The sequence below is a fragment of the Mesorhizobium sp. M4B.F.Ca.ET.143.01.1.1 genome, from assembly GCF_004792275.1.
GTDB lineage: Bacteria > Pseudomonadota > Alphaproteobacteria > Rhizobiales > Rhizobiaceae > Mesorhizobium > Mesorhizobium abyssinicae.
Genome location: NZ_SRSR01000003.1, coordinates 508,604 through 533,408 on the forward strand (window position 1 = coordinate 508,604; position 24,805 = coordinate 533,408).

Consider the following 24,805-nt stretch of genomic DNA (forward strand, 5'->3'; position numbering starts at 1 on the left):
ACGGCACTTGATATTGCATCGCAGCAAGCGTAGAGCACCGCGCGTTTATCGGAGTGTCGTTTATGGCCCTTGCCAACACTGGTAGTGAGGCAGAACCCGTCGACCAATCGAGCCATCCCGAAATCGAGCAGCACAGCACCAAGGTGTTGATGCTGGGCGCGCTCGGGGTGGTCTATGGCGACATCGGCACGAGCCCGATCTACGCGTTCCGCGAGGCGTTGGTGGCGTCGTCCGGCGGCAACGTCGCCGATCGCGGCGATATCCTCGGCGTGCTGTCGCTGATCATCTGGTCGCTGACCATCATCGTCACCATCAAGTACATCAACTTCGTGCTGCGCGCCGATAACCGCGGCGAGGGCGGCGTGCTGTCGCTGATGGCGCTGGCGCGCGGCAGTTTCCCGACGCGCTCGGCAATCATCCTCGGAATTGGCATCGTCGGCGCTTCATTGTTTTTCGGCGATGCGGTGATCACGCCGGCGATCTCGGTGCTTTCGGCGGTCGAAGGCATGAATGTCGTCACGCCGACGTTCCAGCCCTATGTGGTGCCGCTGACGCTTGTCATCCTGGCGATCCTGTTTTCGGTGCAGCGCTTCGGCACCGGCGGCGTCGCGCTGATCTTCGGCCCAATCACGGCGGTCTGGTTCCTGGCGATCGGCCTGTCAGGCCTCAACCATATCATCGCCGACCCCGAAATCCTGCTGGCGGTCAGCCCGCATTACATCGTCGCCTTCCTGATCAATTCGCCAGATGTGGCCTTCGTCACCATCGGCGCCATCTTCCTCGCCGTCACCGGCGCCGAGGCGCTCTATGCCGACCTCGGCCATTTCGGGCGCAAGCCGATCGTGCTCGCCTGGCTGTCGATCGTGTTTCCCTGCCTGCTGCTCAACTATGTCGGCCAAGGCGCCTTCGTGCTCGCCAATGGCGGCACCGTTGGCCATCCCTTCTTCGAGATGAACCAGGGCTGGACGCTGATCCCGATGGTGGTGCTGGCGACCGCCGCCACCGTGATCGCCAGCCAGGCGGTGATCTCCGGCGCCTTTTCGCTGACCAGGCAGGCGGTGCAGCTCAACATGCTGCCGAGGCTCGAGATCCTGCACACGTCGGAAAAGCAGTCCGGCCAGATCTACATGCCGCGCGTCAACCTGCTGCTGGCGCTGGTGGTGATGCTCTTGGTGGTCGGTTTCGGCGAATCCAGCAAGCTCGCCTCGGCCTACGGCATCTCGGTGACCGGCAACATGCTGGTGACGACGGTGCTGCTCTATGTCGTCATGACGCGCATCTGGAAATGGCAGCTTTGGGTGGCGGTGTCGATGACGGCGCTGTTCGCCTTCATCGACGTTGGCTTCTTCGCCTCCAACATCGTCAAGGTGTTCGAGGGCGGCTGGGCGTCGCTGGCGGTGGCCTTCACGATCATCCTGGCCATGTGGACGTGGGTGCGGGGCAGCCGCTACCTGTTCGACAAGACCCGCCGCAACGAGATCCCGCTCGATTTCCTGGCCGGCAATTTGCTGAAGAAGAAGCCGCAACTGGTGTCCGGCACGGCAGTGTTCCTGACCAGCGATCCGCTGAGCGCGCCGACCGCGCTGATGCACAGCTTGAAGCACTACAAGGTGCTGCACGAGCAGAACGTCATCCTGTCGGTGGTGACGGCGCCGCAGCCGGTGGTGCCCGACAGCGACCGCGTCAAGATGGAGACAGTCAACGAGCTGTTCATGCGGGTGACGCTGACCTTCGGCTACATGGAGCAGCCGAACATCCCGCGCGCGCTGGCGATCTGCCGCAAGCAGGGCTGGAAGTTCGACATCATGACGACGTCGTTCTTCCTGTCGCGGCGCTCGCTGAAAGCTTCGCCCAATTCCGGCATGCCGGTGTGGCAGGACAGGCTGTTCATCGGCCTGGCGCGCACGGCAGCCGATGCCACGGAGTATTTCCAGATTCCAACGGGGCGCGTGGTGGAGATCGGCACGCAAGTCGCCATCTAACAGCGGAGCAAAAGGCCGTGCCGCACGGCACGGCCTTCGCACAGATGCGTCGCTCTAGCCGGCGAGCGCGGCCTTGTTGGCTTCGAGGAACTGCTTCAGCGACTTCGGCTTGCGTCCCGACAGCGTCTCGATCGCGTCCGTCACCATGGAGATGCGGCCGGAGCGGGTGTTGGCGTCGAAGGAAACGATGACGCGGGCGAATTCCTCGGGAACACCGGCCGCCTTCACGCCCTCGGTCAGGGCCTCGTCGGGCAACTGAATGACTTCCAGCGGTTTGCCGGTGACCTCGCTGACGAGGGCGGCGATCTCTGTCGTCGTATAGGCTTGCGGGCCGGTCAGCGTGTGGATCCGGCTGTCGGTCGAGCCGGAGGCGAGGCCGGCGGCGATCGCGGCGGCCATGTCGTCGCGCGCAGCATGGGCGATGCGCCCTTCGCCCGCCGACGTATACCACTTGCCCGAGGCAATTGCGTGCGGCAGCGCCAGGAACAGGTTCTCCTGGTACCAGCCGTTGCGGAAGATCGTGTAGGCGATACCGCTCGCCTTGATCGCCTGTTCGGTGCCGTAGTGGTCGCCGGCAAACAGCACAGGCGAACCCGGCTCCGGATTGGGCATCGAGGTGTAGAGCAGGTGGGAGACGCCGGCCGCCTTGGCTGCGGCCACCGCCGCCTGATGCTGCTTCAGGCGCCGGTCGCTCTTGAGGTCGAGGTCGCCGGTCGAGATGATCAGCACGCGGTCGGCGCCCTTGAAAGCCTCTTCCAGCGAGGCCTGGTCGTTGAAGTCGGCCGCCCTCACGGTGATGCCGAGCGCCGCCAGATCGGCGAGGCTTTCGGGATTGCGCGTGGTGGCGATGATGCGTGCCGGCGCAATCTTTTGCGCATCGAGCAGGTGGCGCAGGACGCTGCGGCCAAGCTGGCCGGAGGCGCCGGTGACGAGAAGGGTTTCGCTCATGGGGAGATCCTGATTTTGCGCCGAAGCGGCGGGTGCTCTTGATGGTCTCAAAAAGAGACCAGCACTAAATTAGGAATTGACCGCTCCCCGTAAAGAAGGCAGTTTTCCGGGACGTAGGCACACGCAGGGAACCAGCGATGGACGGCAAGATCGTCAATCTGAAATCGAAGATCGAGATCTACAAGGCGATGACGGACGGCGCCAATTTCGCCGATTGCCCGGTTCGCGACGTCATGCAAGGCATGAACGGCAAATGGAGCCCGTTGCTGGTAACGGCGCTTGCGGAAAAGCCTTATCGCTTCGGTGAACTGCGGCGGCTGGTTCCCGACATCTCGCAGCGCATGTTGACCCAGACGTTGCACGAATTGCAGCGCGACGGCTACGTCCATCGCGAGGTGTTCCCAACCAAGCCGCCAAGTGTCGAATACAGCCTGACCGATCTCGGGCGTTCGATGTTCGTGCCCCTGTATCAGCTCGTCCAATGGGCCGAACTCAACCATGACGCGGTGCGCGAGGCGCGCGCCGCATTCGACGCGGCGCAGGCCTGACCCACGCTGCGACGGCGCGGTGGCTTGATTTAGCCATGCCGCTGAAGGATTGTCCGGCCACTTCGGGTTGGGCGGGCAATGCAAAAATCTCTGGACATCGCGATTGCCGGCGCCGGGCCGGCCGGGCTGGCCACCGCGCTCTATCTCAAGCGGGCAGGGCACCGGGTCACCATCTTCGAACGGTTCGATGAGCCGAAGCCGGTCGGTTCCGGGCTGATCCTGCAGCCGACCGGGCTCAGCGTGCTGGCCGAACTCGGCCTGCTCGGCGACATGCTTTCACTGGGCAGCCGCATCGATCGCCTGCACGGCGCCGACGCCAGAAGCGGCCGCACGGTGCTCGACGTCCGCTACGATGCCCAACGCGGCGGCCGATTCGGGCTGGCGGTGCATCGGGCGGCGCTGTTCGGCGTGCTGTTCCGCGCCGCCCGGCGCGAAGCGATCGCGATCGAGACCAATGTCGAGGTCGAAGCGCTGGAGACCGGCGAAAGGGCCGTGCTGCTCTGCGGCAACGGACGCAAGGCAGGGTCGTTCGATCTTGTCGTCGATGCCAGTGGCGCGCGCTCCAGGCTGCGCCGCCAAAGCCTCAACGATCCAACTGAACCCAGGCCACTCACCTATGGCGCGTTCTGGGCCTCGCTCGGCTGGAGAGGCGAGGGCTTTGACGAGAACGCGCTGCTGCAGCGCTATGACAAAGCGAGCGTGATGATCGGCGTGCTGCCGATCGGCCGGCCCGAGCCCGGCGCCGAACGGATGGCTGCCTTCTTCTGGAGCCTGAAGCCGGCGGATGCCGAGAGCGCCCGCGCCGCGGGGCTCGACGCCTGGAAGGCAAGGGTGGTCTCGCTGTGGCCGGAGTGCGCCGCCTTCACCGACCAGATCGAGAGTTTCGAGCAACTGTCGCTGGCGCGCTATGGCCATCACACGATGAGGCAGCCCATCGGTCGGCGGCTGGCGGTGATCGGCGACGCGGCCCATTCGACCAGCCCGCAGCTCGGCCAGGGGGCGAACATGGCGCTGCTCGACGCGGCGGCGCTCAGCCATGCGCTTGCGCGGGCGGGCAGCGTCGATGCGGCGCTGGAGGGCTACGCAAAGGCGCGGCGCTGGCACGTGCGCATCTTCCAGGCGCTGTCGCTGGCCTTCACGCCGTTCTATCAGTCCGATTCCGTGGCGCTGCCCTTCATCCGCGACCGCCTGGTGGCGACGATCGCCAAAATCCCGCCGGCGCCTCAGTTGCTGGCTTCGATGGTGGCCGGAACGGTGATCGACCCGTTCAGGCGTATCGGGCTTCAGGAAGCGAGGTGGCCTGATCGCGCTGCCGGATGACCTCGGAAAGATGCGAAGCCTTGGCCCGCAGGAAGGCCTCGAGGCGCTGCGGATAATCAGGATCGACCGCTTCCTTCACCGACTGCCGTTCGCTCAAGGCACGGCGCCAGGCCGGGACGAGGGGTTTTCCACCGAGGATGCCGAAATCGCCGATCTCGTCGAAGACGTCGAAATAGCGGAAGATCGGGCCATAGACGGCATCGACCAGAGAAAAGCGCTCGCCGGCGAACCAGGGGCCGGGGCTGGCGCGGTCCGCCAGTTCCGCTTCGAGCCGATCGAACATCGCCGACAGGCCTTTGCTTTCGGCCGTGAAGGCGGCCTCGCTGGAGGCGGCGTAGAAGCGGCCGATGGCGTTCAGCGTGGCCGAGCCGAACTCGATCCAGGCGCGGTGCCGGGCGCGCGTCAGCGGGTCGGCTGGGTGCAGCGGATTGGCCTCGGTTTCCTCGAGGAATTCGAGGATGACGGCGGACTCGAAAATCACCGTCTCTTCGCCGCCGCGATCGACGCTGAGCAGCGGCACCTTGCCGAGCGGCGATCTCGCCCTGAACCAGGCCGGCTTGTCGGCGAGATCGATCATGACGCGCTCGAACGGCACGCCCTTCTCGGCAAGGGCAATCGCCGCGCGCTGCACATAGGGGCACAGGTGATGGCTGACGAGGGTGAGCTTGCCGCTCTCACTTTCCCCGGTGACCTTGCAGATTTCGTGTTTCATCGGATGACTCCATATAGATGCAGTTGCATTGATATGGATGCAAATGCATCGAACGTCAAGCTTGATGCAATTGCATCTATCGCTTAGGCTGCGCCAATGACGAGGACATCGCCTTCACCCGCCGCGATCAAAGCCTGGGCGCGCCTGATGCGCGTCTCGCGCCAGCTCGTGGAAAGAGCGGAGGATGCGCTGAAGGCCAGCGGTCTGCCGCCGCTCGCCTGGTACGACGTGCTGCACGAGCTTGCCGAAGCGGGCGAGGGCGGGCTGCGGCCGTTCCAGCTCATCGAGCGGACCTTGTTCGCGCAATACAACATCTCGCGGCTGCTGGCCCGTCTTGAGGCCGATGGCCTGATCGAGAAGCTGCCGGTCGCGGATGACGGCCGCGGCCAGACCATCCGCATCACCGGCAGCGGACGCGAGACGCGTCGCCGCATGTGGGCCGCCTACGGGCGATCGATCGCCGAGCTGGTGGGCGCCAGGCTTCCGGTCGAGGACCTTGAGACACTGGCCACCCTGCTCGGCAGGTTGCGCGATCCGCCTGCCGGCGACTGAGCCAGCCAAGACCTGGCGGTTTGCGCGCTGCGTCTGGATACCAAAATGATTTTCTCCATTTTGCGCTTGCGTCGGCAGCAGGATTGCGCAATATGCCGAACCGTAACGTACGGTACGCCACCAAGAACGGGCGTGACCTTTCATCAGGCGAGAAAGAAACGTGTTGCAGGCAGGCGCCGAGATCGACAGCAGCGAAGCGCTGACGGAGCGGCAGCAGGCCGTTCTCGACGCCGCCCTTCGCCTGCTGGTCGAGGAGGGCGACAGCCTGACCATGACCGCGGTGGCGCGGCGGGCGAGCTGCTCCAAGGAAACGCTCTACAAATGGTTCGGCGACCGCGACGGGCTGCTGACGGCGACGGTGCAGTGGCAGGCCTCCAAGGTGCGCGTGGCGCCCATCGACCGCAAGGGCCTCGACATCGCCTCGCTGACGGCGAGCCTCGAACGCTTCGCCTCGGACTGGCTCAAGGTGATTTCGAGCGACACCTCGATCGCGCTGAACCGGGTAGCCGTCGGCCATGCCGGTTCCGGCAAGGATGACCTCGGCGCCATAGTGCTGCAGAATGGACGTTTCGCGCTCGCCAGGCGCTTGAAGCCGGTGCTGGAAGCGGGACGCGAGGCCGGATTGCTGGATTTCGCGGATGCCGAAACGGCATTCCGCACCTTTTTCGGGCTGGTCGCCCGCGATGTGCAGATGAGGCTTCTGCTCGGCGACCGGCTGGAATTGACTGAGGCGACGATCGGTGGCGATGCCGCCCGTGCGACGCAGCAGTTTCTCGCTCTTTACGGAGCAAAAACCGGGCCCCGAGCCCTCTGATCTTCAAAACGGGAAGGAAGACGAAAATGCGTGTCTATTACGATCGTGACGCCGACCTCAACCTCATCAAGGGCAAGAAGGTCGCCATCATCGGCTATGGCAGCCAGGGCCGGGCGCATGCGCTCAACCTCAAGGAGTCCGGTGTCAAGGACATCGCCATCGGTCTTAAGGCCGGCTCGGCGACCGCCAAGAAGGTCGAGGCCGACGGGCTCAAGGTGTTGACCGTCGCGGACGCCGCCAAATGGGCCGACCTGATGATGATGGCGACGCCCGACGAACTGCAGGCCGACATCTACAAGAACGAGATCGCGCCGAACATCCGCGATGGCGCGGCGATTGCCTTTGCGCACGGCCTCAACGTGCATTTCGGCCTGATCGAGCCGAAGTCGACCGTGGACGTCGTCATGATTGCGCCGAAGGGCCCGGGCCACACCGTGCGCGGCGAATACCAGAAGGGCGGCGGCGTGCCGTGCCTGGTGGCCGTCAACCATGATGCTTCCGGCAATGCACTCGATCTGGCGCTCTCCTACGCCTGCGGCGTCGGCGGCGGCCGCTCCGGCATCATCGAGACCAATTTCCGCGAGGAATGCGAGACCGACCTGTTCGGCGAGCAGGTGGTGCTCTGCGGCGGTCTGGTCGAGTTGATCCGCGCCGGCTTCGAGACGCTGGTGGAAGCCGGCTACGCGCCGGAAATGGCCTATTTCGAGTGCCTGCACGAGGTCAAGCTGATCGTCGACCTGATCTATGAGGGCGGCATCGCCAACATGAACTACTCGATTTCGAACACCGCCGAATGGGGCGAATATGTCTCGGGTCCGCGCATCATCACCGCCGAGACCAAGGCCGAGATGAAGCGCGTGCTGAAGGATATCCAGACCGGCAAGTTCACCTCGGAATGGATGCAGGAATACCGGGCCGGCCTGGCGCGCTTCAAGGGCATCCGCCGCAACAACGACAGCCACCAGATCGAAGAGGTCGGTGCGAAGCTGCGCGCGATGATGCCGTGGATCGCCAAGAACAAGCTGGTCGACAAGGCCAAGAACTGAGGCGATCCACGGTCTTTGCATTGCGCGTCCTCGGGCTTCGCCCTGCGGACGCGCGGTGCCAATTCTACCCTGCCGGCCATCTGCCGCGGGTTTCTGCGGTGCTCACGGACTTCAATGTCCGCTCCGCTCCGGTTCTCGAAACCCGCACCAGCTGACTCGGCAGGGCGAATTGTCATCAAGCTTCCGGTCGAGAAACACCGAGCCGGCGGAGCAATCCGCCGGCTTTTCGTTAAGCGGATGAGTTCGCGGTGGAAAAGAGCCCGCTTCAGCCGTAGTGCCAGTGCGGCTTCGGTTCGGTGCCGGTGAACTCGACGCCGATGCGGCCGTCGCGGCGCCAGCGCACCACGGCCTTGTAGCCGATGCCGTCGGTCGGCACGTAGAGCAGGAACTCGTCGGGCACGCGCGCCTCGATCGGGACATTCAGCTCGGCACCGCCGGCATGCATGTTGCGCAGCGTGCATTTGACCTCGGAATTGGCGATGCCGGTCAGGATGGACGCGCCCTTCAGCACGCGCTGCCTGCGCTTGTCCCTGTTTTCGTCCTCGGCCATGGCTTTCCGCTGCCGGGCGATCCGGTCAGCCTCTGTGATAGACCCGCCTGATGAACAGCGCGTTAGCGCCGATAGCGTGATGGCGCTGCCCAGGCAAAAACGGCGCCGCGAGGCGCGGCGCCGTTCGAGCATTCTTCGATCCCTTGCCGCTCAGCTATACGGCGACCAGCACTGCTGGCGCGGGCCGTTATAGGGCTGGAACGTGTTGTCCCATGCCCGGTACGAGCGGTAGCGGTCGTAGCACCACTGGACGTGGGCTCTGGAAAGGCGCTGTGTCCGATAGATCCGGTGGGGCGGCTCAACATAGTAGCCGTTGTTGTAGCCGTTGTAGCCGTTGTTGTAGTACAGGCTGCCGAGGCCGAGACCCAGGCCAAGACCAAGAATTGCGGCATCGGAATCTCGGAAATGGCGGCGGTGATGGTGGCGTCTCCAGCGCCAGTCGTCGCCGTTCCAGTTATTGTCACCATCCCAGTTGCGGGAGAAATTGCGCTCGCGGAAATTGCCGGACCGCCAGCGGCCGTCGCGGTTACGCCAGCGCCATTCCTCATTGTTGAGTTGCCGGTCATTGCCGCCAGCCCACTCGTCGCGGACGGGTGTAATGCCCGGCGCCGCTAGGTTGGACGGGACCGACAGGTCGGGCTCAAGGATCGGACCGGCCAGCGAAGGCGCCGTCACCCCCGCCACAAGGCCCAGGGTCAGCAGACCGGACCTCAACGAAGACAAAAAGAGCGGTTTCATTGCACACTCCGAAGATTACAGGCCCCACGCCCAGAATACCCCGGGAAGAGGCCTATTTATGGAACTTGCCGTCTGAACGGCGGATGAACGGAAAGGTTCCGTCAACCATGACGGGCGCATGGGAGGCCCTTGTCTTCATCGGGAGTTCTGGGCAAAGGTCACGGCCATGTCGCTGCGCCTTGCCACCTTCAACGTCGAGAACCTGATGAACAGGTTCGATTTTTCCGGCTACCGCAACCAGCTCAACGAGGATCGCACGCTGGCGCTGTTCGATATCCAGAGCGAGGCCGAGTACAAGATGCTCGAGCAGGCGCGCGCCATTTCCCAGTCCGACGACACTCGCCAGCTCACCGCGCTGGCGATCGCCGCCACCCGTGCCGACATCATCTGCATGCAGGAGGTCGACAATATCGAGGCGCTGAAGGCCTTCGAATATGGCTATCTGTTCAAGATGGTCGGGCAGGGCTACCGGCAGAAATACACCACGGCCGGCAATGATTCACGCGGCATCGACGTTGCCGTGATGATGCGCAGCGAGACGGCCGAGGGCCAGCCGATCGAATTCGTGCGCATGACCAGCCACGCCCACGTCACCTTCGAGCAATTCGGCCTGTTCACGCCGGAACTGGCGACGCTCGGCTATCAGGCCATCGAGCGCATCTTCCGGCGCGACTGCCTCGAGGTCGACCTGAAGATCGGCGGCGCGCCGCTGACGCTCTATCTGGTCCACTTCAAGTCGATGGGATCGCCGCGCAACGGCCTCGACGGACGCGAGGCGACCATGCCGCTGCGCGTCGCCGAGGCGCAGGCGGTGCGCCGCATCATCGAGGAGCGCTTCGGCAAGGATCATGCCGCCGACAAGCGCTGGGCGATCTGCGGTGACATGAACGACTACCGGCAGCGGGTGAAGATCGAGGGCGACAGCGTCGACGGCTACCGTTTCCAGGTGATCGACGAGAGCCAGTCCTGCATCAACGTGCTGACCGCCGGCGGCTTCTGCGAAAACGTGGTCGAGCGGCGGCCGGAGATGGACCGCTGGAGCTTTTACCACACGCGCGGTCCTGAGGAGCGGCACCTCTGCCAGCTCGACTATATCCTGTTGTCGAAGGGGCTGGCGGCGAAGAACGCGACCGCCGTTCCCGACATCGTCCGCAACGGCCAGCCCTGGCGCACCATCTTTCCGGCGGGCCAGGAGGTCGAGCGCTTCCCGCGCGCCGGCTGGGACCGACCGAAGGCCTCCGACCATTGCCCGGTGGTGATCGCCCTGGACATGGCCTGAGGATCGGCGGGTGAGCTTCGATCTGCCGCGCAACGTCATCCTGCCGGTCGACAAGGTCGATGTCCGGCTCGACCCCGGCCCGCATCCGTTCGAACGCGACAACGCCGAGGCGATCGCCGAGAACTGGCGGCGCGAGATGGGGGCAAACCCGGCGCTGTTCGACGGCACGGTGGTGTTGCTCTCGGCGCTCGCCTATCGCGACGGCGGGCTCGTCGGCCGCTGCCATGCGGTGAAATATTCGACCTTCATGCTGTGGCGGAAGAAGCGCGAGGCGAGCGGCGCCGAGCATGCCTATGCGCATGCCATGCTGGTCGCCGGCGACAATGCGCTGGTGGCGATCCGCATGGGCGCGCATACCGTCAATGCCGGCCGCGTCTACTTCGCCGCCGGCTCGTTCGAGCCGATCGATTTCCGCGACGGCCTCGTCGATGTCGACCTCAACATGATCCGCGAGGTGCGCGAGGAGACAGCGATCGACCTGTCGGGCGCCGAACGCGGCCGGCACTATCATGCGCTGTCGACGCCGAGCGGCACGGTGATCTTCCGCCGCTATCGGGTGAGCGAGCCAGCCGACGAGATCGCGCGGCGGATCAGCGCCTTCGTCGCCACGGAGGCGGAACCGGAGATCGAAGCTCCCGTCGTCATCCGCGATGCCACCGACCTGCCGGACGGGCTGATGGGACATATGAAGCCGCTGATCGAATGGCATTTCGCGGGCGGCCACGAAGTCCTGTAATGCCTCATGGGAAGATCGGCGGCAGCGCCTCGTCCGGCATGCTTTTCCGGGAGCCGCCGTCGTCCTTATAGTAATAGCTGTAGCCGTTGATGGCCGGCGCGCCGCCGAGATGCGCGTAGAGAATTCGCGAGCCCTCGGGGAAGAAGCCCTTCCTGGTCAGGTCGATCAGGCCCTGCATCGACTTTCCCTCGTAGACCGGATCGGTGATCATGGCCTCGGTGCGGGCCGCCAGCCGGATCGCGTCGTTCGTGGCGTCCGACGGAACGCCATAGGCGGGATAGGCATAGTCGGGGTTGATGACGATCTCGTCGTCGCGGACGGCGCGGCCGAGCCCGACGAGGGCGGCGGTGTCGTCGACGATGCGGCGGACCTGGGCGCGGGTCTGGTCGAGCGTGCCGGAGGCGTCGATGCCGATCACCCGGTCGGCACGGTTTTGCGCGGCGAAGCCGACGATCATGCCGGCCTGCGTCGAGCCGGTCACGACGCAGACGATGATGTAGTCGAAGGCAAAGCCGAGCTCGGCTTCCTGCCGGGCCACCTCCTCGGCGAAGCCGACATAGCCCAGCCCGCCGAACTTGTGCACCGAGGCGCCGGCCGGGATCGGATAGGGCTTGCCGCCGGCATCCTTCACCGACTGGATGGCGTCCTCCCAGCTTTTGCGGATGCCGATGTCGAAACCGTCGTCGACCAGCCGGCTGTCGGCGCCCATCAGGCGTGTCATCAGGATGTTGCCGACCCGGTCGTAGACCGCGTCGTAGTGAGGCACCCATTTCTCCTGGATCACCACGCATTTCATGCCGATCTTGGCAGCCGTCGCGGCGACCATCCGCGTATGGTTCGACTGGACGCCGCCGATCGACACCAGTGTGTCGGCGCCGGACCGAAGAGCATCCGGCACGATGTATTCGAGCTTTCGCAATTTGTTTCCGCCCATCGCCAGCCCGGAATTGCAATCGTCGCGCTTTGCGTAGACCTGCACCTTGCCGCCCAGCGCAGCGCTCAGCCGCGGCAGATGCTCGATCGGTGTCGGGCCGAAGGTCAGCGGATAGCGTTCAAACTTGGCGAGAAGTGACATCGTTCTGTCTCCGCTTCTGGTGATTTTCATGAAGCGATCATAGGCGCAGTGGCTCGAAAGGTGCTCTCGAACTTGCGGGCGGATTTTTCACATCTCCCGCAAATCAGCGATATGATTGGCCTAACCATTCGAAGAGGGCAGCAGAAATGGAAGAATCTTCCGCCGAAACTCTGGATCGCATCGACGTCAAAATCCTGCGCGCCCTTCAGGCCGAGGGACGGTTGACCAATGCCGAACTGGCGGCCCGCGTGAACGTCAGCGCTGCCACCTGCCACCGGCGCACGCAGCGCCTGTTCGAGGAGGGCTATATCACCGGAGTCAGGGCGGAGATCGCCCCCGCTACGGTCGGCCTTGGCGCGCTGGTGATGGTCGGCGTCGTGCTCGACCGCTCGACGCCCGAAAGCTTCGCCGCTTTCGAGGAGGCCGTGCTGAAGCTCAAGGAGGTCCTCGACTGCAATCTGGTGGCCGGCGACTTCGACTATCTGTTGAAGATACGGGTCCGCGACATGGCGGATTTCAACAAGCTGCACGGGCAGAAGCTGATCGCGCTGCCGGGCGTTCGGCAAACCCGGACCTTCTTCGTCATGAAGGAGGTCAAGGAGAACGCGCGGCTTCCGTTCTGAGAGGGCCGCTCTTGGTGGTGGTCAGCGCTGTCCCTTATCCGGCAATGCCTTACGGTCGTTGCGGGCGGCGACGAAGAACAGGATCACGCCGAGGCCAAGCAGCGCGCCCATCGCCATTCCCATCGTCTGGCCGACGACCTCCTGGAAATTCGCGGCGACGCGATCGGGATTCTGGAGGCCGTAGCTGGCGAGATACCACCACAGGCCAGCCAGGCCGGCCTCGATGATCGCCAGCGTCAGGACCAGCCGCGCCTTCTTGCTCATTCGTATCTCCCCCATGCGCCAAAGGTCACAGCAGTAGCATTGCCGGATGCACGGCGACAGAGGGCAGGCGAGGCCGCGCCTGCCTTGCGCCTCACTCGTGCCGCAGCGCGTCGATCGGGTCGAGCCTGGCGCCGCGCAGCGCCGGGAAGAAGCCGAACACCATGCCGATCAGCGCTGAAAAGCCGACGGCGAGCAGGATGACCGCCGGGCTCGGCGCGAAGGGGATGGTCAGCGCCACCGAGGCGATGGCGGCGAGCGAGAGCCCGATCAGGATGCCGATGATGCCGCCGAAGAGCGACAGCACCGTCGCCTCGACCAGGAACTGGATGAGAATGTGCTTCTCATGCGCGCCGATCGCCAGCCTGATGCCGATCTCGCGCGTGCGCTCGGTGACCGAGACCAGCATGATGTTCATGATGCCGATGCCGCCGACCAGCAGGCTGACGCCGGCGACCGCGCCCAGCATGCCGGTCATGGTGGTGGTGGCGCTGGCCATGGCGTCGGCGATCTGTGTCATGTCGCGGATCGAGAAATCGTCATCGCGGTCGGGCGTGACGCGGCGCGTGTCGCGCAGGATGTCCTCGACGCGCGGCTGCAGTTCGGTTGTCGGCGTGCGGTCGTCGGCGGCGATGTAGATGGAATCGATGTCGCGGTTGCCGGCGATGCGGCGCTGGTAGGCGGCAAGCGGCATCAGCACGACATTGTCCTGGTCCTGGCCGAAGCCGGTGTAGCCCTTGGGTTCCAAGAGGCCGATGATCTTGCAGGAGGTGCGGTTGACGCGGATGGTCTCGCCTTCCGGATCGCCGGCGCCGAAGAATTGCTGGCGCACCGTCTCGCCGACCAGGCAGACGCCGGCGCCGGCGCGGGTCTCGGAATCGCTGAACGGACGCCCCGAGACCAGTTTCCAGTCGCGTGCGTCGAGATAGGCGCTGTCGGTGCCGGTGACGCCAGATGTCACGCTTTCGGTGCCGAAGATGACGCGGACCTGCTTTTGCGAGGCGGGCGAGATGGCGCGGGCGCCGTCGAGATGCTTGACGAGCGCGGCAAGGTCCTTGTCGGCAAGCGGACGAACGACCTGGTCGAGCCCGCCCGGTCCGCCTGGCCCGGCCGGGCGGCCGGAGCGGACGACGAGCAAATTGCTGCCGAGCTTGGAAATGTCGGACTTGACCTTCTGGGTGGTGCCGGAGCCGATGGTCAGCATGGCGATGACGGCAGCGACGCCGATGACAATGCCGAGCAAGGTCAGGAACGAGCGCAGCACGTTTCGGCGGATCGAGATCAGCGAAAGGCGAACTGTCTCCCAGATCATTGGGCCGCCTCCAGTTTGTTGGAGTCGGACGCGACATGGCCGTCGAGGAAGCGGATCGTGCGCTCGGCGTAGGCTGCCACGTCGGCCTCGTGCGTGACCATCACGATGGTGAGGCCAAGCCCGGCGTTGAGCCGCGTCAACAGCTCCATGATCTCGTGCGTGCGGGCGGTGTCGAGATTGCCGGTCGGCTCGTCGGCGACGAGCAGCGTCGGCCTGGTGACGATGGCGCGCGCGATCGCCACCCGCTGCTGCTGGCCGCCGGAGAGCTCGGCCGGCGTGTGATGCTCGCGCCCGACAAGCCCGACCTCGGCCAGCGCCTGCATGGCAAGCTGGCGACGCTCGCGAGCGGCGACGCCGCGATAGATCAGCGGCAGCTCGACATTCTCTGCCGCCGTGGTGCGCGGCAGCAAATTGTAGCCCTGGAAGACGAAGCCGACATAGAGGTTGCGCAGCATGGCGCGGCGGTTGCGGTCGAGCCGGCCGGCATCGATGCCCTCGAAACTGTAGGTCCCGGCCGTCGGCGTGTCGAGGCAGCCGATGATGTTCATCGCCGTCGACTTGCCGGAACCCGACGGGCCCATGATGGCGACGAATTCACCCTTGCGGATGGCGAGATCGACGCCGGCCAGCGCGTGCACGCGGGCCTCGCCCTGGCCGTAGCTTTTCCAGACCTTGTCGAAGGCAATCAGCGTGGAGCCTGACACGGCGTCAGTTCCGCAGCTGCGAGCCGGTGATGACCTGCGCGCCCTCGTCGAGGCCGGACGTGATCTCGGTCAGCTCGCCGTCGGTGGAACCGACCCTGACGTTGACCGCGTGCGGCCGGCCGTTTTCCAGCACATAGAGCGTGCGCGAGCCGTCGGTCGGTCTCGGCGCCGCGTCGCGCTGACGGCCGGGGCGGCCCATGCGGCCGGTGAACAAGTCGCGCAGGCTCCATGTGCGTGCGACCGGCGGCGCCGGCCGGTAGCGGAAGGCGGTGGCTGGCACGGTGAGCACGCCCTTGGCCTGCCTGGTGACGACCGAGACGGTGGCGGTCATGCCGGGTCGGAGCAGCAGCTCGCCGTTGTCGACCTCCAGCCGAGCATTGTAGGTGACGACGCCATCGGTGGTGACAGAGGCATAAGAGATGTCGCGGATCTCGGCGTCGAAGGGCCGCTCCGGAAAGGCATCGACGGTGAAGCGGGCATGCTGGCCGGGCTTGACCGAGCCGATATCGGCTTCGTCGACCGCAGCCTGCAGTTCCATGTTCCTCAGGTCGGCGGCAATGATGAACAACACTGGCGCCTGCAGCGAGGAAGCGACCGTCTGGCCGGGATCGACCGAACGGGTCAGCACGATGCCGTCGATCGGCGCGTAGATCGTGCTCTTGGCGAGATCGGTCTGCTGCGCCTTGAGGTCGGCATTGGCGATGGCAAGGTTGGCCTCGGCACTGTCTCGCGCAGCCTTGGCGCGGTCGCGCGTCGCGGTCGCCGCCTCGAGCGACTGGTCAGTCGCCATGCCGCGCCTGGTGAGCTCGTTCGCGCGTGTCAGAGCGTTCTCGTTCTCCTTCAGCGTCACCGTTGCGTCCTCGACACTGGCCGCGGCCGCCCTGGCGGACGCTTCGGCGCGCTCGATCTGAACTTCGAGCTTGGCGGTGTCGAGCGTCGCCAGCACGTCGCCTTTCTTGACCCGTTGATTCTCCTCGACCGCGACCGATCGGACGACGCCCGAGAGCTCGCTGGAGATGTCGACCTGGGTGAGGGGCTGCAGCGTGCCGGTGGCCGAGACCTGGACGGTGAGGTCGGCGACAGTGGCCGGCACCGTGGTATAGTCAATCCTGGCTGGAGAAGCTGAATACAATTGGTAGCCGGCAAAAGCGGCGGCAACGGCGGTCAACGCCAACAGGGCATAGCGCCAGCCGCGACGGCGTGTCCTGCGCAGGCCCTGATGGTCGAGGCCAAGCGCCGTCTCGATGGCGGAATCCGATTCCGTCTTTGGCGGATTGACAATCTGGTCCACGCTGGACCCCTATAACGCGCAATGTCCCTATCTGTGCACAGATCAGGCTTTGTGGTTCGAATTACAAATTAAATTTCGCCCATGTTGGGATTGAGGCAAGAATGCAGACCCGGAACTACTTGCTCTACGATGTCTTCACGACCGAGCGGCTGGCCGGCAATCCGCTGGCTGTCGTCCTGGACAGCAAGGGGCTGGACACTGCGGCAATGCAGGCCATCGCGCGCGAATTCAATCTGTCCGAAACGGTGTTCGTGCTGCCGCCCGACAACGCCAAGCACCGCGCCCGCATTCGCATCTTCACGCCCGACTATGAAATGCCGTTCGCCGGCCATCCGACCGTCGGTTCGGCGATCGCGCTTGCCGACCTGGCCGGCGAGACCGCCGGCATCTTCGTGCTCGAGGAGAATATCGGCCCGGTGCGCTGCGCGGTGAGCAGGCATGACGGCGCCACCTTCGCCGAGTTCGACCTGGCGAAGCTGCCGGAGCCGCTGGAGCTCTCCGCCGACGCGGAAGCGATCGGCGCCGCGCTTGGCCTTGGACCGCATGAGATCGGCTTCGAGAATCACCGGGTCTCGTTCTGGTCGGCCGGCGTGCCCTACGTGACCATTCCGGTCGCCGACCTGAAGGCGGCGGGCCAGATCCGGCTGGACAACCAGGCCTGGTCGGAACTGGCGCCGCGCAAGAGCGAATGGGCTTTCGCCAGCCCCTATGTCTATTGCCGCGAAACGGTGAACCACGAGAGCGCCTTCCATGTGCGCATGATCGTGCCCGGCAGCCCCTCCTATGAGGACCCGGCGACCGGCTCGGCAGCGGCCGCCTTTGCCGGCGCCATCATGCATTTCGACGGCCCGACCGACGGCATTTCGCAACTCTGGATCGAGCAGGGGCTGGAGATGGGACGGCCGTCGCGAATCCGCCTCGAGCTCAATGTCGATGGCGGCAAACTGGCCGCCGCCCGCATTGGCGGACATGCCGTCAAGGTGGCGGAAGGCAAGCTTTTTGTATGATGGGTGCGGCACTTAGGCGATTTGTCGGGAAATGATCCCGGCAGGGCTAGACATCCCCAAGATCGGCGGCTATATGCCCGCCGACGCTGGGTTTCCCGGCCGCGTGGGTGTGTAGCTCAGTTGGTAGAGCAGCTGACTCTTAATCAGCGGGTCCACAGTTCGATCCTGTGCACACCCACCAATTTTTCCGCTGAACTTTTCTTTTTTCATGTGCGGCGAAACCAGCCGCCAAGGGCTGTGAGACGCAGCGATCGCCAGCCCAGTTAGCCCAACTGGCGAGCGCCGGATCGGATAGTGGCGGCCAACGCCGCGCATAGCGATGGCAAGACGTCCGCTATGCCTGGAAGAATTGTTCGATGTCATCCAAAACGGTGATGGTCACCACAATGTCCAGGGGGCTGTTCCAGTCGACGTGAAGGAGGAATTCAACGCCTCCTGCTTCCACGCCAGCCCGGCCGTGAGGCCCAACATTGGTCACATAGACGTTTGCCAGGCCAAGGTTGGGGCGCCCAAGTGTCTTGGGGCCGCCGCCGAGGCCGCCGAAGGCGGGTGTGAATTCCGCCGCCGTTATGACCACAGTGGAGTCAAGATTGATCGGGTCCCAATTGAAATTCTTGCGAATTGTACCATGCTGACCCCTGTAGAGGACACGAATTGAACGAGCCATGTCTTCCTCCGTTGCAGTAATATTTCCACAATCAGAAATATTGGCTCGAGGTAATTGGCATGGCTGTTGTCTTTGAGATGTGAGCTGAATCACAAATCATTCGCAATTGTTGGTAATTGGCGCGGCATGGTTAATAGACCAGCCCCTCGCGATCTCAGGGGCTGGCTTTTAGTATCTGAGATTCGCTTGATTAGGCTGCTATACCTATGGGCAGTCTCGTCACTTCTCCGACACACCTGCCTCTGCGAAGCTCGCCATACGGGCGTGGCATTCCAGCGCCGAGCGCACGATGTTGACGGCAAGGCAGGCGCCGGAGCCTTCGCCGAGCCGCATGCCGAGGTCGAGCAGCGGCGGGAGGCCGAGCGCTTCGAGAAGGCGGCGGTGGCCGGATTCGGCCGAGACATGGGCGGCGATGGTGTGGGCGAGGCCGGTCGGGTGCAGCCGCGCCAGCGGCGCCGCGGCGGCGGTGCAGACGAAGCCGTCGAGCAGCACCGGCACGTTGTTGCGGCGCGCGGCGAGCGTGGCGCCGAAGATGGCGGCGAGTTCGCGGCCGCCGAGGGCTGCGGCGATCTTCAGCGGGTCGGACAGCGCGTCGGCATGGCGCTTGAGGCCGGCTTCGATCGCGGTCACCTTGCGCTTCAGGCCGGAATCGTCGACGCCGGTGCCGCGCCCGGTCCATTTCTCGGCGCCGCCACCGAACAGGGCGGCAGAAATCGCCGCCGCCGGCGTGGTGTTGCCGATGCCCATTTCGCCGAAGCAGACGAGGTCGATATCCTTGGTCACCGCGTCATGGCCGGCCGAGACGGCGGCGAGGAAAGCCTTCTCGTCCATCGCCGGCACTTCGGTGAAGTCGCCGGTCGGATGGTCGAGGTCGAGCGGAATGACGTCGAGATCGGCTCCGGCGATGCGGGCGAGCTGGTTGATGGCGGCGCCGCCGCCGGCGAAATTCGCCACCATCTGCACGGTGACTTCCGACGGGAAGGCCGAGACGCCCTGCGCGGTGACGCCGTGATTGCCGGCAAAGACGAAGACCTTGACCTTGTCCAGCTTCGGCATGTCGCGACCCTGCCAGCGCCCCAGCCAGGCGGCGATGGTTTCCAGCCGGCCGAGGCTGCCTTGCGGCTTGGTCAGCGTGTCCTGGCGGCGGGCGACGGCATTGGCCGCGGTGTCGCTGCCGGCCGGCAGATCGAGGCAGGCAGCGCGAAGTTCATCAAGCGATTTGAAAGACATGGGGGCAAAGTCTCCGAAAGAGAGTCAGGATAGGGATACGGAAGCGACGAGCAGGACTGCGATCTCGCCAAGTTGCTGAAGGGCGCCGATCGTGTCGCCGGTCTGGCCATCGATCTGGCTGAGGCACAGGGCGCGGAACGCGGCAAACAGCAGACCAAGCAGGACGATCGCGACAATGGCGCCGCCTGGCCCGAGCAGGAGGAGCGGTATAGCGCCGAGCACGGCGCCGGCTATTGCGGCCTCGGCCGAGACGCTGCCGGCGCCGGCCGAGAGGCCGTCGGACCGCGCCGGGGGCAAGAGATGCATGAAGGCGCCCAGCAATCCGCGCGAGGCGGCGTGCGCGGGAATGAGCGCCAGGAGGGCTTGTGTGGGGTCGGCGAATTCCGAAATCGCGCTCCAGCGGATCAGCAGCGACAGGGCCAGTGCCGACGCGCCATAGGCGCCGATGCGGCTGTCGCGCATGATCTCCAGTTTTCCACCGCGCGACTTGCCGCCGCCAAAGCCATCGGCGACATCGGACAGCCCATCCTCGTGCAGGCAGCCGGTGGTGAGCAATGTTGCGGCAAGCGCAAGTGCTGCCGCCGGACCCATGGCAAGGCCGAATCGTTCCGCAGTGGCGTAGACGACCGCGCCGATCAGTCCGACGGCAAGCCCGGCGAGCGGGGCGGCCCAGATCGCGGCGGCGAGGCTGCGCCCGCGAAAATCAAAGACGGGCAGCGGCAGCCTGGTGAAGAAGACCAGGCAAAGGGCGATGTCATCGAGGACTTGCCGGAGCGAAAGGGGAAAGTTCTGGAGCTTCATGCCCTAGCCCCTCGCAATGGCATGGAAGAACGTCCCGCTGACATGGCCGCGCCGGTAGCCGGAGGCGCCGAGCGGATTGCCCTGGCCGTCGGCAAGGTCGGCCAGCGGCTCGTCGTTGCCGGTGGCCGTCATCTGCGCATAGTGGAATTCATGGCCGCGGATCAGCGTGCCCTCGGCTCCGAGCGGGCAAGCGGCGCGCAGCCGCGCCTCGCGGTAGCCGAGGTTCATCTTGCGCTTGGCGAAGCTGGTCGAATGGCCGAGCAGGCCAAGCATCGGATGCGTGTCGCCTGCCGCGTCCTCAAGAGTCTCGCCCAGCACCATGAAGCCACCGCACTCGCCGTGGATCGGCTTGGTCGCGGCGAAGCGCGCCATTGCGGCCCGGAAGTTGGTGGCGGCGGCCAGCCTGCCGGCATGAAGCTCGGGATAGCCGCCGGGCAGCCAGCAGACATCGCAGCTGTCGTGGGGTGCTTCGTCGGCGAGCGGCGAGAAGGTAACGATCTCGGCGCCGGCCTTGTGCCAGTGCGCGGCGACGTGCGGGTAGACGAAGGTGAAGGCGGCGTCCTCCGCCAGCGCAATGCGCTGTCCAGGTGGCGGCAGCGCGTCGCCGAAATCGCCAGCCGCGGGCACCAGCGGCGTGGCCAGCGCCATGATGGCGTCGAGATCGAGCGACTTCTCGGCCATATCGGCCAGCCGGTCGAGATGCGCCATCAGGTTCTGGTATTCGCCGGCCTGGACGAGGCCGAGATGGCGCTCAGGCAGGTTGAGCGTGGGATCGCGCAGGATGGCGCCGACGACCGGCAGGCCGATCGCCTCGATGGCATCGCCGGACAGCCGCCGGTGGCGCTCACTGCCGAGCCGGTTAAGGACGACGCCGGCCATGCGCACGTCCGGGTCGTAGGTTGCAAAACCCTTGGCAACGGCGGCAGCAGTTGTCGATTGGCCCGATACGTCGAGCACGAGCAGCACCGGCAGGCCGTAGAGCCGCGCAAGGTCGGCGGCCGAACCCGTGCGGCCTTCTGGGGCGGGAATGCCGTCGAACAGGCCCATGGCGCTTTCGAGGACGACGAAGTCGGCATCGTCGGCCGCTTGCCTGGCCAGCGCATTGAGCAGGGAAGGCGGCATTGCCCAGCTGTCGAGGTTGACGCCGGAGAGGCCGGTGGCGGCGGTGTGGAAGCCCGGGTCGATGTAGTCAGGCCCGGACTTGGCGCCGCGCACCTTCAGGCCGCGCCGGGCGAGCGCGCGCAGGATGCCGATGGTGACGCTGGTCTTGCCCGAACCGGAGCGCGGCGCGCCGATGATGATGGCGCGCGCCGTCATGGTTCGCCCGCCAGTGCCGCGCGCATGGCGACGATGCCGCCGACGACGATCAGCGCCGGCGGGGCGAGCCCGGCGGCTGCGGCTTCCTCGGCGATGGTGGCGAGCGTGGCGACGACGATGCGCTCCTGCGGCGTCGTCGCGGAAACGATCACCGCCGCCGGCGTCGACGGCGCCAGGCCGCCCTCCAGCAGCGAAGCCGCGATCCGCGGCAGGTTGGCCATGCCCATATAGATGACGACCGGCTGGCCGGTGCGGGCGATCGCCGCCCAGTCGAGATCGTCCTCGGTGCCGGCGGCGTGGCCTGTGGCCAGGATGACCGCCTTGTTGATGCCGCGCATGGTGGCGGGGATGCCGGTGGCGGCGAGTGCGCTCAGCCCGGAGGTCAGGCCGGACAGCACGCGGAAAGGAATAGCCTCCCGCGCCAGCGCCAAAGCCTCTTCGCCGCCGCGTCCAAAGATGTAGGGGTCGCCGCCCTTGAGACGGACGACGCGGCGTCCCTCGCGGGCCAGCCGCACCAGCAAAGCGGTGATGTCGTCCTGCTTCATCGACGGCTGGCCGCCGCGTTTGCCGGCATAGAAGAGCTCGGCGCTTTCGGCGACCGCGACGATATCGGGCGAGACCAGCGCGTCGTAGACGAGCGCGTCGCATTGCCCGAGCGCGGCCAGCACTTCGAGCGTCAGGCAGCCGGGATCGCCGGGGCCGGCGCCGGCCAGCCAGACATGGCCGGGCTCCAGCGCACGCGGCTTGAAGTTCAGCCGCGCCAGCGCCTGCTCCACCGTGGCCCGTCCGTTTCTGTTGGTGCTGCCGTTCACAATCCGTCCCGTCCGCGAAAACGCCGCTGGTAGTGGGCGTCGTAAAGTGAGCTTTCGCCGAAATCCTGAACCGCGAGCGCGCTGCCGACAAAGATGATCGCCGTGCGTTCCATCGGGTTTTCCGCCAGCTGCGCCTCGATGGTGCCGAGCGTGCCGGTCAGCACGCGCTCGTCCGGCCAGGAAGCGCGAAAGACGACCGCGACCGGACATTCGGAGCCGTAGTGCGGTGTCAGTTCGGCAACGATGCGGTCGATGGCGTGGATGGCGAGGTGGATGGCGAGCGTGGCGCCGGTGCGGCCGAAGCCGGCCAGCGTTTCACCCGGCGGCATCTTCGAGGCGCGGCCTGAGACGCGCGTGAGCACCAGGCTCTGCGCCAGTTCGGGAATGGTGAGCTCGCGCCGCAGCGCGGCAGCCGCTGCCGCAAAGGAGGGCACGCCCGGCGTCAGCGTGTAGGGGATGCCGTGCTTCTCCAGACGCCTGATCTGCTCGGCCACCGCGCTCCACACCGAAAGGTCGCCGGAATGCAGGCGTGCGACATCGTCGCCGGCCCTGTGGGCGGCGACATATTCGGCCTCGATCTCGTCGAGCGACATCGGCGCGGTGTCGATCAGCTTTGTCCCCGGCGCGCAATGTTCGAGCAGTTCGGGCGCAACAATGGAGCCGGCATAGAGGCACACAGGGCAGGAGGCCAGCAGCCGGCTGCCGCGCAGAGTGATGAGGTCGGCCGCGCCCGGTCCGGCGCCGATGAAATGAACGGTCATGCGGCATCTCCGCCGAGCGCGATGGCGCAGGTGACAGGACCGAGCACCGTGCGCGGCCCGAGCAGTTTCGCGCCCTTGCCGGCAGCGGCGAGCGCGGAGGCCTCCGAAACCGACGGCGTGCCGGCCTTCGACTGCGAGAGAATGGAGTGGCTGAGCACGCCGGACGATACGGCTCGCATGGCATCGTTCGAGACGACGATCACAGGCAAAGCGAGGTCGCTGCCGGCGAGGAAGATCGCTTCCTCGTCGCGTTTGATTTCACCGGTCGCCAGGGCCGAAAGCGCCGTCATTGCCAATCCATGCGCTTCGAGCGCAGTCTCGACGGCGGCGCGCACGTCGCTCGCCGTCACGCCCTTCCGGCTGCCGATGCCCGCGACCATCATGGCTTCACCCAGCTCCACTGTGTGACCGGCATGGCCGGCCGCCAGGCTTGCATCGAGCCGACGGGCGAGGCCCGGGAGATGGCGATGCGGATGAGATCGCCGCCGTGCTTGTTATGCTGGGCGAGGAGCAATCCCTCCATCTCCAGCGTCACGGCATTGGCGACGAGGCGGCCGCCCGTCCGCAAAGCCTTGATGGCTTTCTCCAGCACGCCGGCGTCGCTGCCGCCGCCGCCGATGAAGATGGCGTCCGGCGCCTCCAGTCTGGCGAACGCCTTGGGCGCCGGGCCCTCGATCACGACAAGACCGGGCACGCCGCAATGCGAGGCGTTACGGCGGATGCGGGCGGCGCGCTCCTGGTCGGCCTCGACGGCGATGGCGCGCAGCGAGGGGTGAGCGAGCATCCATTCGATGCCGACCGAGCCTGAGCCGGCGCCGATGTCCCACAGCAGTTCGCCGCGCCGCGGCGCCAGCGCCGACAGCGTCATGGCGCGGATCTCGCGCTTGGTGATCTGGCCGTCATGCTCGAACAGGTGGTCGGCAAGCCCCGACGCAAGCGGCAGGACACGGGCATCCGGTGTCGATTCAACGTCCAGCGCCAGCACGTTGAGCGGATTGATGTTCTCGAGATCGAAGCTGTCGGCGCGTGCGCTTCGGCGCGCTTCATCGGGGCCGCCGAGCGCTTCGAGGACGGTCAACCGCGATGGACCGAAGCCGAGTTCGTCGAGCAGCCCGGCGATCGCCGCCGGCGCATCGCCGTCGGATGTCAGCGCAAGGATGCGCGCGCCGTGGTGGAGGAGGGGGCGGATCAGGTCGATCGCATGGGCGTGGAGCGAGATCGCCTCGACATCCTGCAATGCCCAGCCCAGCCGGGCTGCCGCCAGCGACAGCGATGAAGGCGCCGGCAGCACCCGCATTTGCTCGGGTTTCACCTTGCGCGCCAGCGTGACGCCGACGCCGTGGAAAAACGGGTCGCCGGACGCAAGCACGCAGATTTTTTTGCCGGCCATCGCCAGGACATCGCCCATTTCGGTGTCGAATGGTGTCGGCCAGGCACGGCTCTCACCCGTCGCCAAGGATGCGACGAGCGCGAGGTGCCGTTTGCCGCCGAAGATGAATTCGGCTTGCGCTATGTGCTGCTTGGCCTCGTCGCCGAGACCCGCTACACCGTCCTCGCCGATGCCGACGATGGTGAGCCATTGAGGTTTTGGCTGCTTGTTTTTTGACATGCCGCGCCGTCCCTCATCCGCCTGCCGGCACCTTCTCCCCGTATAGTGACGGGGAGAAGGGGGCTGGTTGCAACGTCGGCGACTCCCTCTCCCCGTCCTTACGGGGAGAG

Annotated in this window: 27 protein-coding genes and 1 tRNA gene; 11 read left to right on the forward strand and 17 right to left on the reverse strand. The window is 65.8% G+C overall.

What is annotated here, in order from left to right:
• Positions 1 to 62 precede the first annotated feature (62 nt).
• Positions 63 to 1,982, forward strand: a complete 1,920-nt coding sequence (locus EN786_RS09780; RefSeq protein ID WP_127285268.1) for a potassium transporter Kup — start codon at positions 63 to 65, stop codon at positions 1,980 to 1,982.
• Positions 1,983 to 2,036: 54 nt separating this feature from the next.
• On the opposite strand, the gene EN786_RS09785 is transcribed toward EN786_RS09780, so the two are convergent.
• On the reverse strand, positions 2,037 to 2,930 hold the full coding sequence (locus tag EN786_RS09785; RefSeq protein WP_127285269.1) for an SDR family oxidoreductase: 894 nt from the start codon (positions 2,928 to 2,930) through the stop codon (positions 2,037 to 2,039).
• 137 nt (positions 2,931 to 3,067) lie between these two features.
• On the opposite strand from EN786_RS09785, the gene EN786_RS09790 reads away from it, so the two are divergent.
• Together EN786_RS09790 and EN786_RS09795 are read left to right on the forward strand one after the other, a co-directional pair.
• Entirely contained in the window at positions 3,068 to 3,478 is a 411-nt protein-coding gene (locus tag EN786_RS09790) for a helix-turn-helix domain-containing protein (protein ID WP_127283382.1), read from the forward strand.
• Positions 3,479 to 3,556: 78 nt separating this feature from the next.
• On the forward strand, positions 3,557 to 4,798 hold the full coding sequence (locus EN786_RS09795; RefSeq protein ID WP_127311235.1) for an NAD(P)/FAD-dependent oxidoreductase: 1,242 nt from the start codon (positions 3,557 to 3,559) through the stop codon (positions 4,796 to 4,798).
• Here the strand turns inward: EN786_RS09795 and EN786_RS09800 are convergent.
• On the reverse strand, positions 4,746 to 5,510 hold the full coding sequence (locus EN786_RS09800) for a glutathione S-transferase family protein (protein WP_127311234.1): 765 nt from the start codon (positions 5,508 to 5,510) through the stop codon (positions 4,746 to 4,748). The genes EN786_RS09795 and EN786_RS09800 overlap by 53 nt on opposite strands.
• 96 nt (positions 5,511 to 5,606) lie before the next feature.
• Here EN786_RS09800 and EN786_RS09805 point away from each other — a divergent pair, with 96 nt between their 5' ends.
• The 3 genes from EN786_RS09805 to ilvC all read left to right on the forward strand — a co-directional run bounded on the left by EN786_RS09805 (position 5,607) and on the right by ilvC (position 7,922).
• Positions 5,607 to 6,062, forward strand: a complete 456-nt coding sequence (locus tag EN786_RS09805) for a MarR family winged helix-turn-helix transcriptional regulator (protein WP_127311233.1) — start codon at positions 5,607 to 5,609, stop codon at positions 6,060 to 6,062.
• A gap of 160 nt (positions 6,063 to 6,222) precedes the next feature.
• The gene (locus EN786_RS09810) at positions 6,223 to 6,876 is read left to right on the forward strand and encodes a TetR/AcrR family transcriptional regulator (protein ID WP_135908271.1); all 654 of its coding nucleotides are present in this window, start codon (positions 6,223 to 6,225) and stop codon (positions 6,874 to 6,876) included.
• A gap of 26 nt (positions 6,877 to 6,902) precedes the next feature.
• Positions 6,903 to 7,922 carry a ketol-acid reductoisomerase gene (gene ilvC, locus EN786_RS09815; protein ID WP_127283377.1) on the forward strand — a complete coding sequence of 340 codons (1,020 nt, stop codon included), beginning with the start codon at positions 6,903 to 6,905 and terminating at the stop codon, positions 7,920 to 7,922.
• Positions 7,923 to 8,187: 265 nt separating this feature from the next.
• Here ilvC and EN786_RS09820 read toward each other — a convergent pair whose 3' ends face one another.
• Both EN786_RS09820 and EN786_RS09825 read right to left on the reverse strand, forming a co-directional pair.
• Positions 8,188 to 8,472 carry a PilZ domain-containing protein gene (locus tag EN786_RS09820; RefSeq protein WP_127283376.1) on the reverse strand — a complete coding sequence of 95 codons (285 nt, stop codon included), beginning with the start codon at positions 8,470 to 8,472 and terminating at the stop codon, positions 8,188 to 8,190.
• A gap of 150 nt (positions 8,473 to 8,622) precedes the next feature.
• Positions 8,623 to 9,210: a BA14K family protein gene (locus EN786_RS09825; RefSeq protein ID WP_127311759.1), complete on the reverse strand. Its 588-nt coding sequence runs from the start codon at positions 9,208 to 9,210 to the stop codon at positions 8,623 to 8,625.
• Positions 9,211 to 9,376: 166 nt separating this feature from the next.
• On the opposite strand from EN786_RS09825, the gene EN786_RS09830 reads away from it, so the two are divergent.
• Complete coding sequence (locus EN786_RS09830) at positions 9,377 to 10,489, forward strand: endonuclease/exonuclease/phosphatase family protein (RefSeq protein WP_127283374.1); 1,113 nt, start codon at positions 9,377 to 9,379, stop codon at positions 10,487 to 10,489.
• A gap of 10 nt (positions 10,490 to 10,499) precedes the next feature.
• Positions 10,500 to 11,225, forward strand: a complete 726-nt coding sequence (locus tag EN786_RS09835) for a hypothetical protein (RefSeq protein WP_127283373.1) — start codon at positions 10,500 to 10,502, stop codon at positions 11,223 to 11,225.
• A 4-nt stretch (positions 11,226 to 11,229) separates the two neighbouring features.
• On the opposite strand, the gene EN786_RS09840 is transcribed toward EN786_RS09835, so the two are convergent.
• Complete coding sequence (locus EN786_RS09840) at positions 11,230 to 12,300, reverse strand: 1-aminocyclopropane-1-carboxylate deaminase (protein ID WP_127283372.1); 1,071 nt, start codon at positions 12,298 to 12,300, stop codon at positions 11,230 to 11,232.
• A gap of 146 nt (positions 12,301 to 12,446) precedes the next feature.
• Here EN786_RS09840 and EN786_RS09845 point away from each other — a divergent pair, with 146 nt between their 5' ends.
• A complete protein-coding gene (locus EN786_RS09845) occupies positions 12,447 to 12,923 on the forward strand; it encodes an Lrp/AsnC ligand binding domain-containing protein (RefSeq protein WP_127283371.1) in 477 nt (158 codons plus the stop codon).
• Positions 12,924 to 12,944: 21 nt separating this feature from the next.
• On the opposite strand, the gene EN786_RS09850 is transcribed toward EN786_RS09845, so the two are convergent.
• From EN786_RS09850 to EN786_RS09865, 4 genes are all read right to left on the reverse strand, one after another.
• The gene (locus EN786_RS09850) at positions 12,945 to 13,187 is read right to left on the reverse strand and encodes a hypothetical protein (protein WP_127283370.1); all 243 of its coding nucleotides are present in this window, start codon (positions 13,185 to 13,187) and stop codon (positions 12,945 to 12,947) included.
• A 91-nt stretch (positions 13,188 to 13,278) separates the two neighbouring features.
• On the reverse strand, positions 13,279 to 14,496 hold the full coding sequence (locus EN786_RS09855) for an ABC transporter permease (protein WP_127283369.1): 1,218 nt from the start codon (positions 14,494 to 14,496) through the stop codon (positions 13,279 to 13,281).
• Entirely contained in the window at positions 14,493 to 15,200 is a 708-nt protein-coding gene (locus tag EN786_RS09860) for an ABC transporter ATP-binding protein (RefSeq protein ID WP_127283368.1), read from the reverse strand. The genes EN786_RS09855 and EN786_RS09860 overlap by 4 nt, the downstream gene beginning before the upstream one ends.
• 4 nt (positions 15,201 to 15,204) lie before the next feature.
• On the reverse strand, positions 15,205 to 16,491 hold the full coding sequence (locus tag EN786_RS09865; RefSeq protein ID WP_127283367.1) for an efflux RND transporter periplasmic adaptor subunit: 1,287 nt from the start codon (positions 16,489 to 16,491) through the stop codon (positions 15,205 to 15,207).
• 101 nt (positions 16,492 to 16,592) lie between these two features.
• Here EN786_RS09865 and EN786_RS09870 point away from each other — a divergent pair, with 101 nt between their 5' ends.
• Both EN786_RS09870 and EN786_RS09875 read left to right on the forward strand, forming a co-directional pair.
• On the forward strand, positions 16,593 to 17,498 hold the full coding sequence (locus tag EN786_RS09870; RefSeq protein ID WP_127283366.1) for a PhzF family phenazine biosynthesis protein: 906 nt from the start codon (positions 16,593 to 16,595) through the stop codon (positions 17,496 to 17,498).
• 105 nt (positions 17,499 to 17,603) lie between these two features.
• A tRNA-Lys gene (locus EN786_RS09875) sits at positions 17,604 to 17,679 on the forward strand.
• Positions 17,680 to 17,832: 153 nt separating this feature from the next.
• On the opposite strand, the gene EN786_RS09880 is transcribed toward EN786_RS09875, so the two are convergent.
• From EN786_RS09880 to cbiE, 8 genes are all read right to left on the reverse strand, one after another.
• A complete protein-coding gene (locus tag EN786_RS09880) occupies positions 17,833 to 18,165 on the reverse strand; it encodes a hypothetical protein (protein WP_127283365.1) in 333 nt (110 codons plus the stop codon).
• Positions 18,166 to 18,384: 219 nt separating this feature from the next.
• Positions 18,385 to 19,395 carry a nicotinate-nucleotide--dimethylbenzimidazole phosphoribosyltransferase gene (gene cobT / locus EN786_RS09885; RefSeq protein WP_127283364.1) on the reverse strand — a complete coding sequence of 337 codons (1,011 nt, stop codon included), beginning with the start codon at positions 19,393 to 19,395 and terminating at the stop codon, positions 18,385 to 18,387.
• A 24-nt stretch (positions 19,396 to 19,419) separates the two neighbouring features.
• Positions 19,420 to 20,196: an adenosylcobinamide-GDP ribazoletransferase gene (locus EN786_RS09890; RefSeq protein WP_127283363.1), complete on the reverse strand. Its 777-nt coding sequence runs from the start codon at positions 20,194 to 20,196 to the stop codon at positions 19,420 to 19,422.
• 3 nt (positions 20,197 to 20,199) lie between these two features.
• Positions 20,200 to 21,513 (reverse strand): cobyrinate a,c-diamide synthase, encoded by a 1,314-nt coding sequence (locus EN786_RS09895; protein WP_127283362.1) that lies wholly within the window; start codon positions 21,511 to 21,513, stop codon positions 20,200 to 20,202.
• Positions 21,510 to 22,325 (reverse strand): uroporphyrinogen-III C-methyltransferase, encoded by an 816-nt coding sequence (gene cobA / locus EN786_RS09900; protein WP_127283361.1) that lies wholly within the window; start codon positions 22,323 to 22,325, stop codon positions 21,510 to 21,512. The genes EN786_RS09895 and cobA overlap by 4 nt, the downstream gene beginning before the upstream one ends.
• The gene (cobM, locus tag EN786_RS09905) at positions 22,322 to 23,086 is read right to left on the reverse strand and encodes a precorrin-4 C(11)-methyltransferase (RefSeq protein WP_127283360.1); all 765 of its coding nucleotides are present in this window, start codon (positions 23,084 to 23,086) and stop codon (positions 22,322 to 22,324) included. Before cobM ends, cobA begins: the two co-directional genes overlap by 4 nt.
• On the reverse strand, positions 23,083 to 23,469 hold the full coding sequence (locus EN786_RS09910) for a cobalamin biosynthesis protein (protein WP_127283359.1): 387 nt from the start codon (positions 23,467 to 23,469) through the stop codon (positions 23,083 to 23,085). The genes cobM and EN786_RS09910 overlap by 4 nt, the downstream gene beginning before the upstream one ends.
• Positions 23,466 to 24,695, reverse strand: a complete 1,230-nt coding sequence (cbiE, locus tag EN786_RS09915) for a precorrin-6y C5,15-methyltransferase (decarboxylating) subunit CbiE (RefSeq protein WP_127283358.1) — start codon at positions 24,693 to 24,695, stop codon at positions 23,466 to 23,468. Before cbiE ends, EN786_RS09910 begins: the two co-directional genes overlap by 4 nt.
• Positions 24,696 to 24,805: the final 110 nt, after the last annotated feature.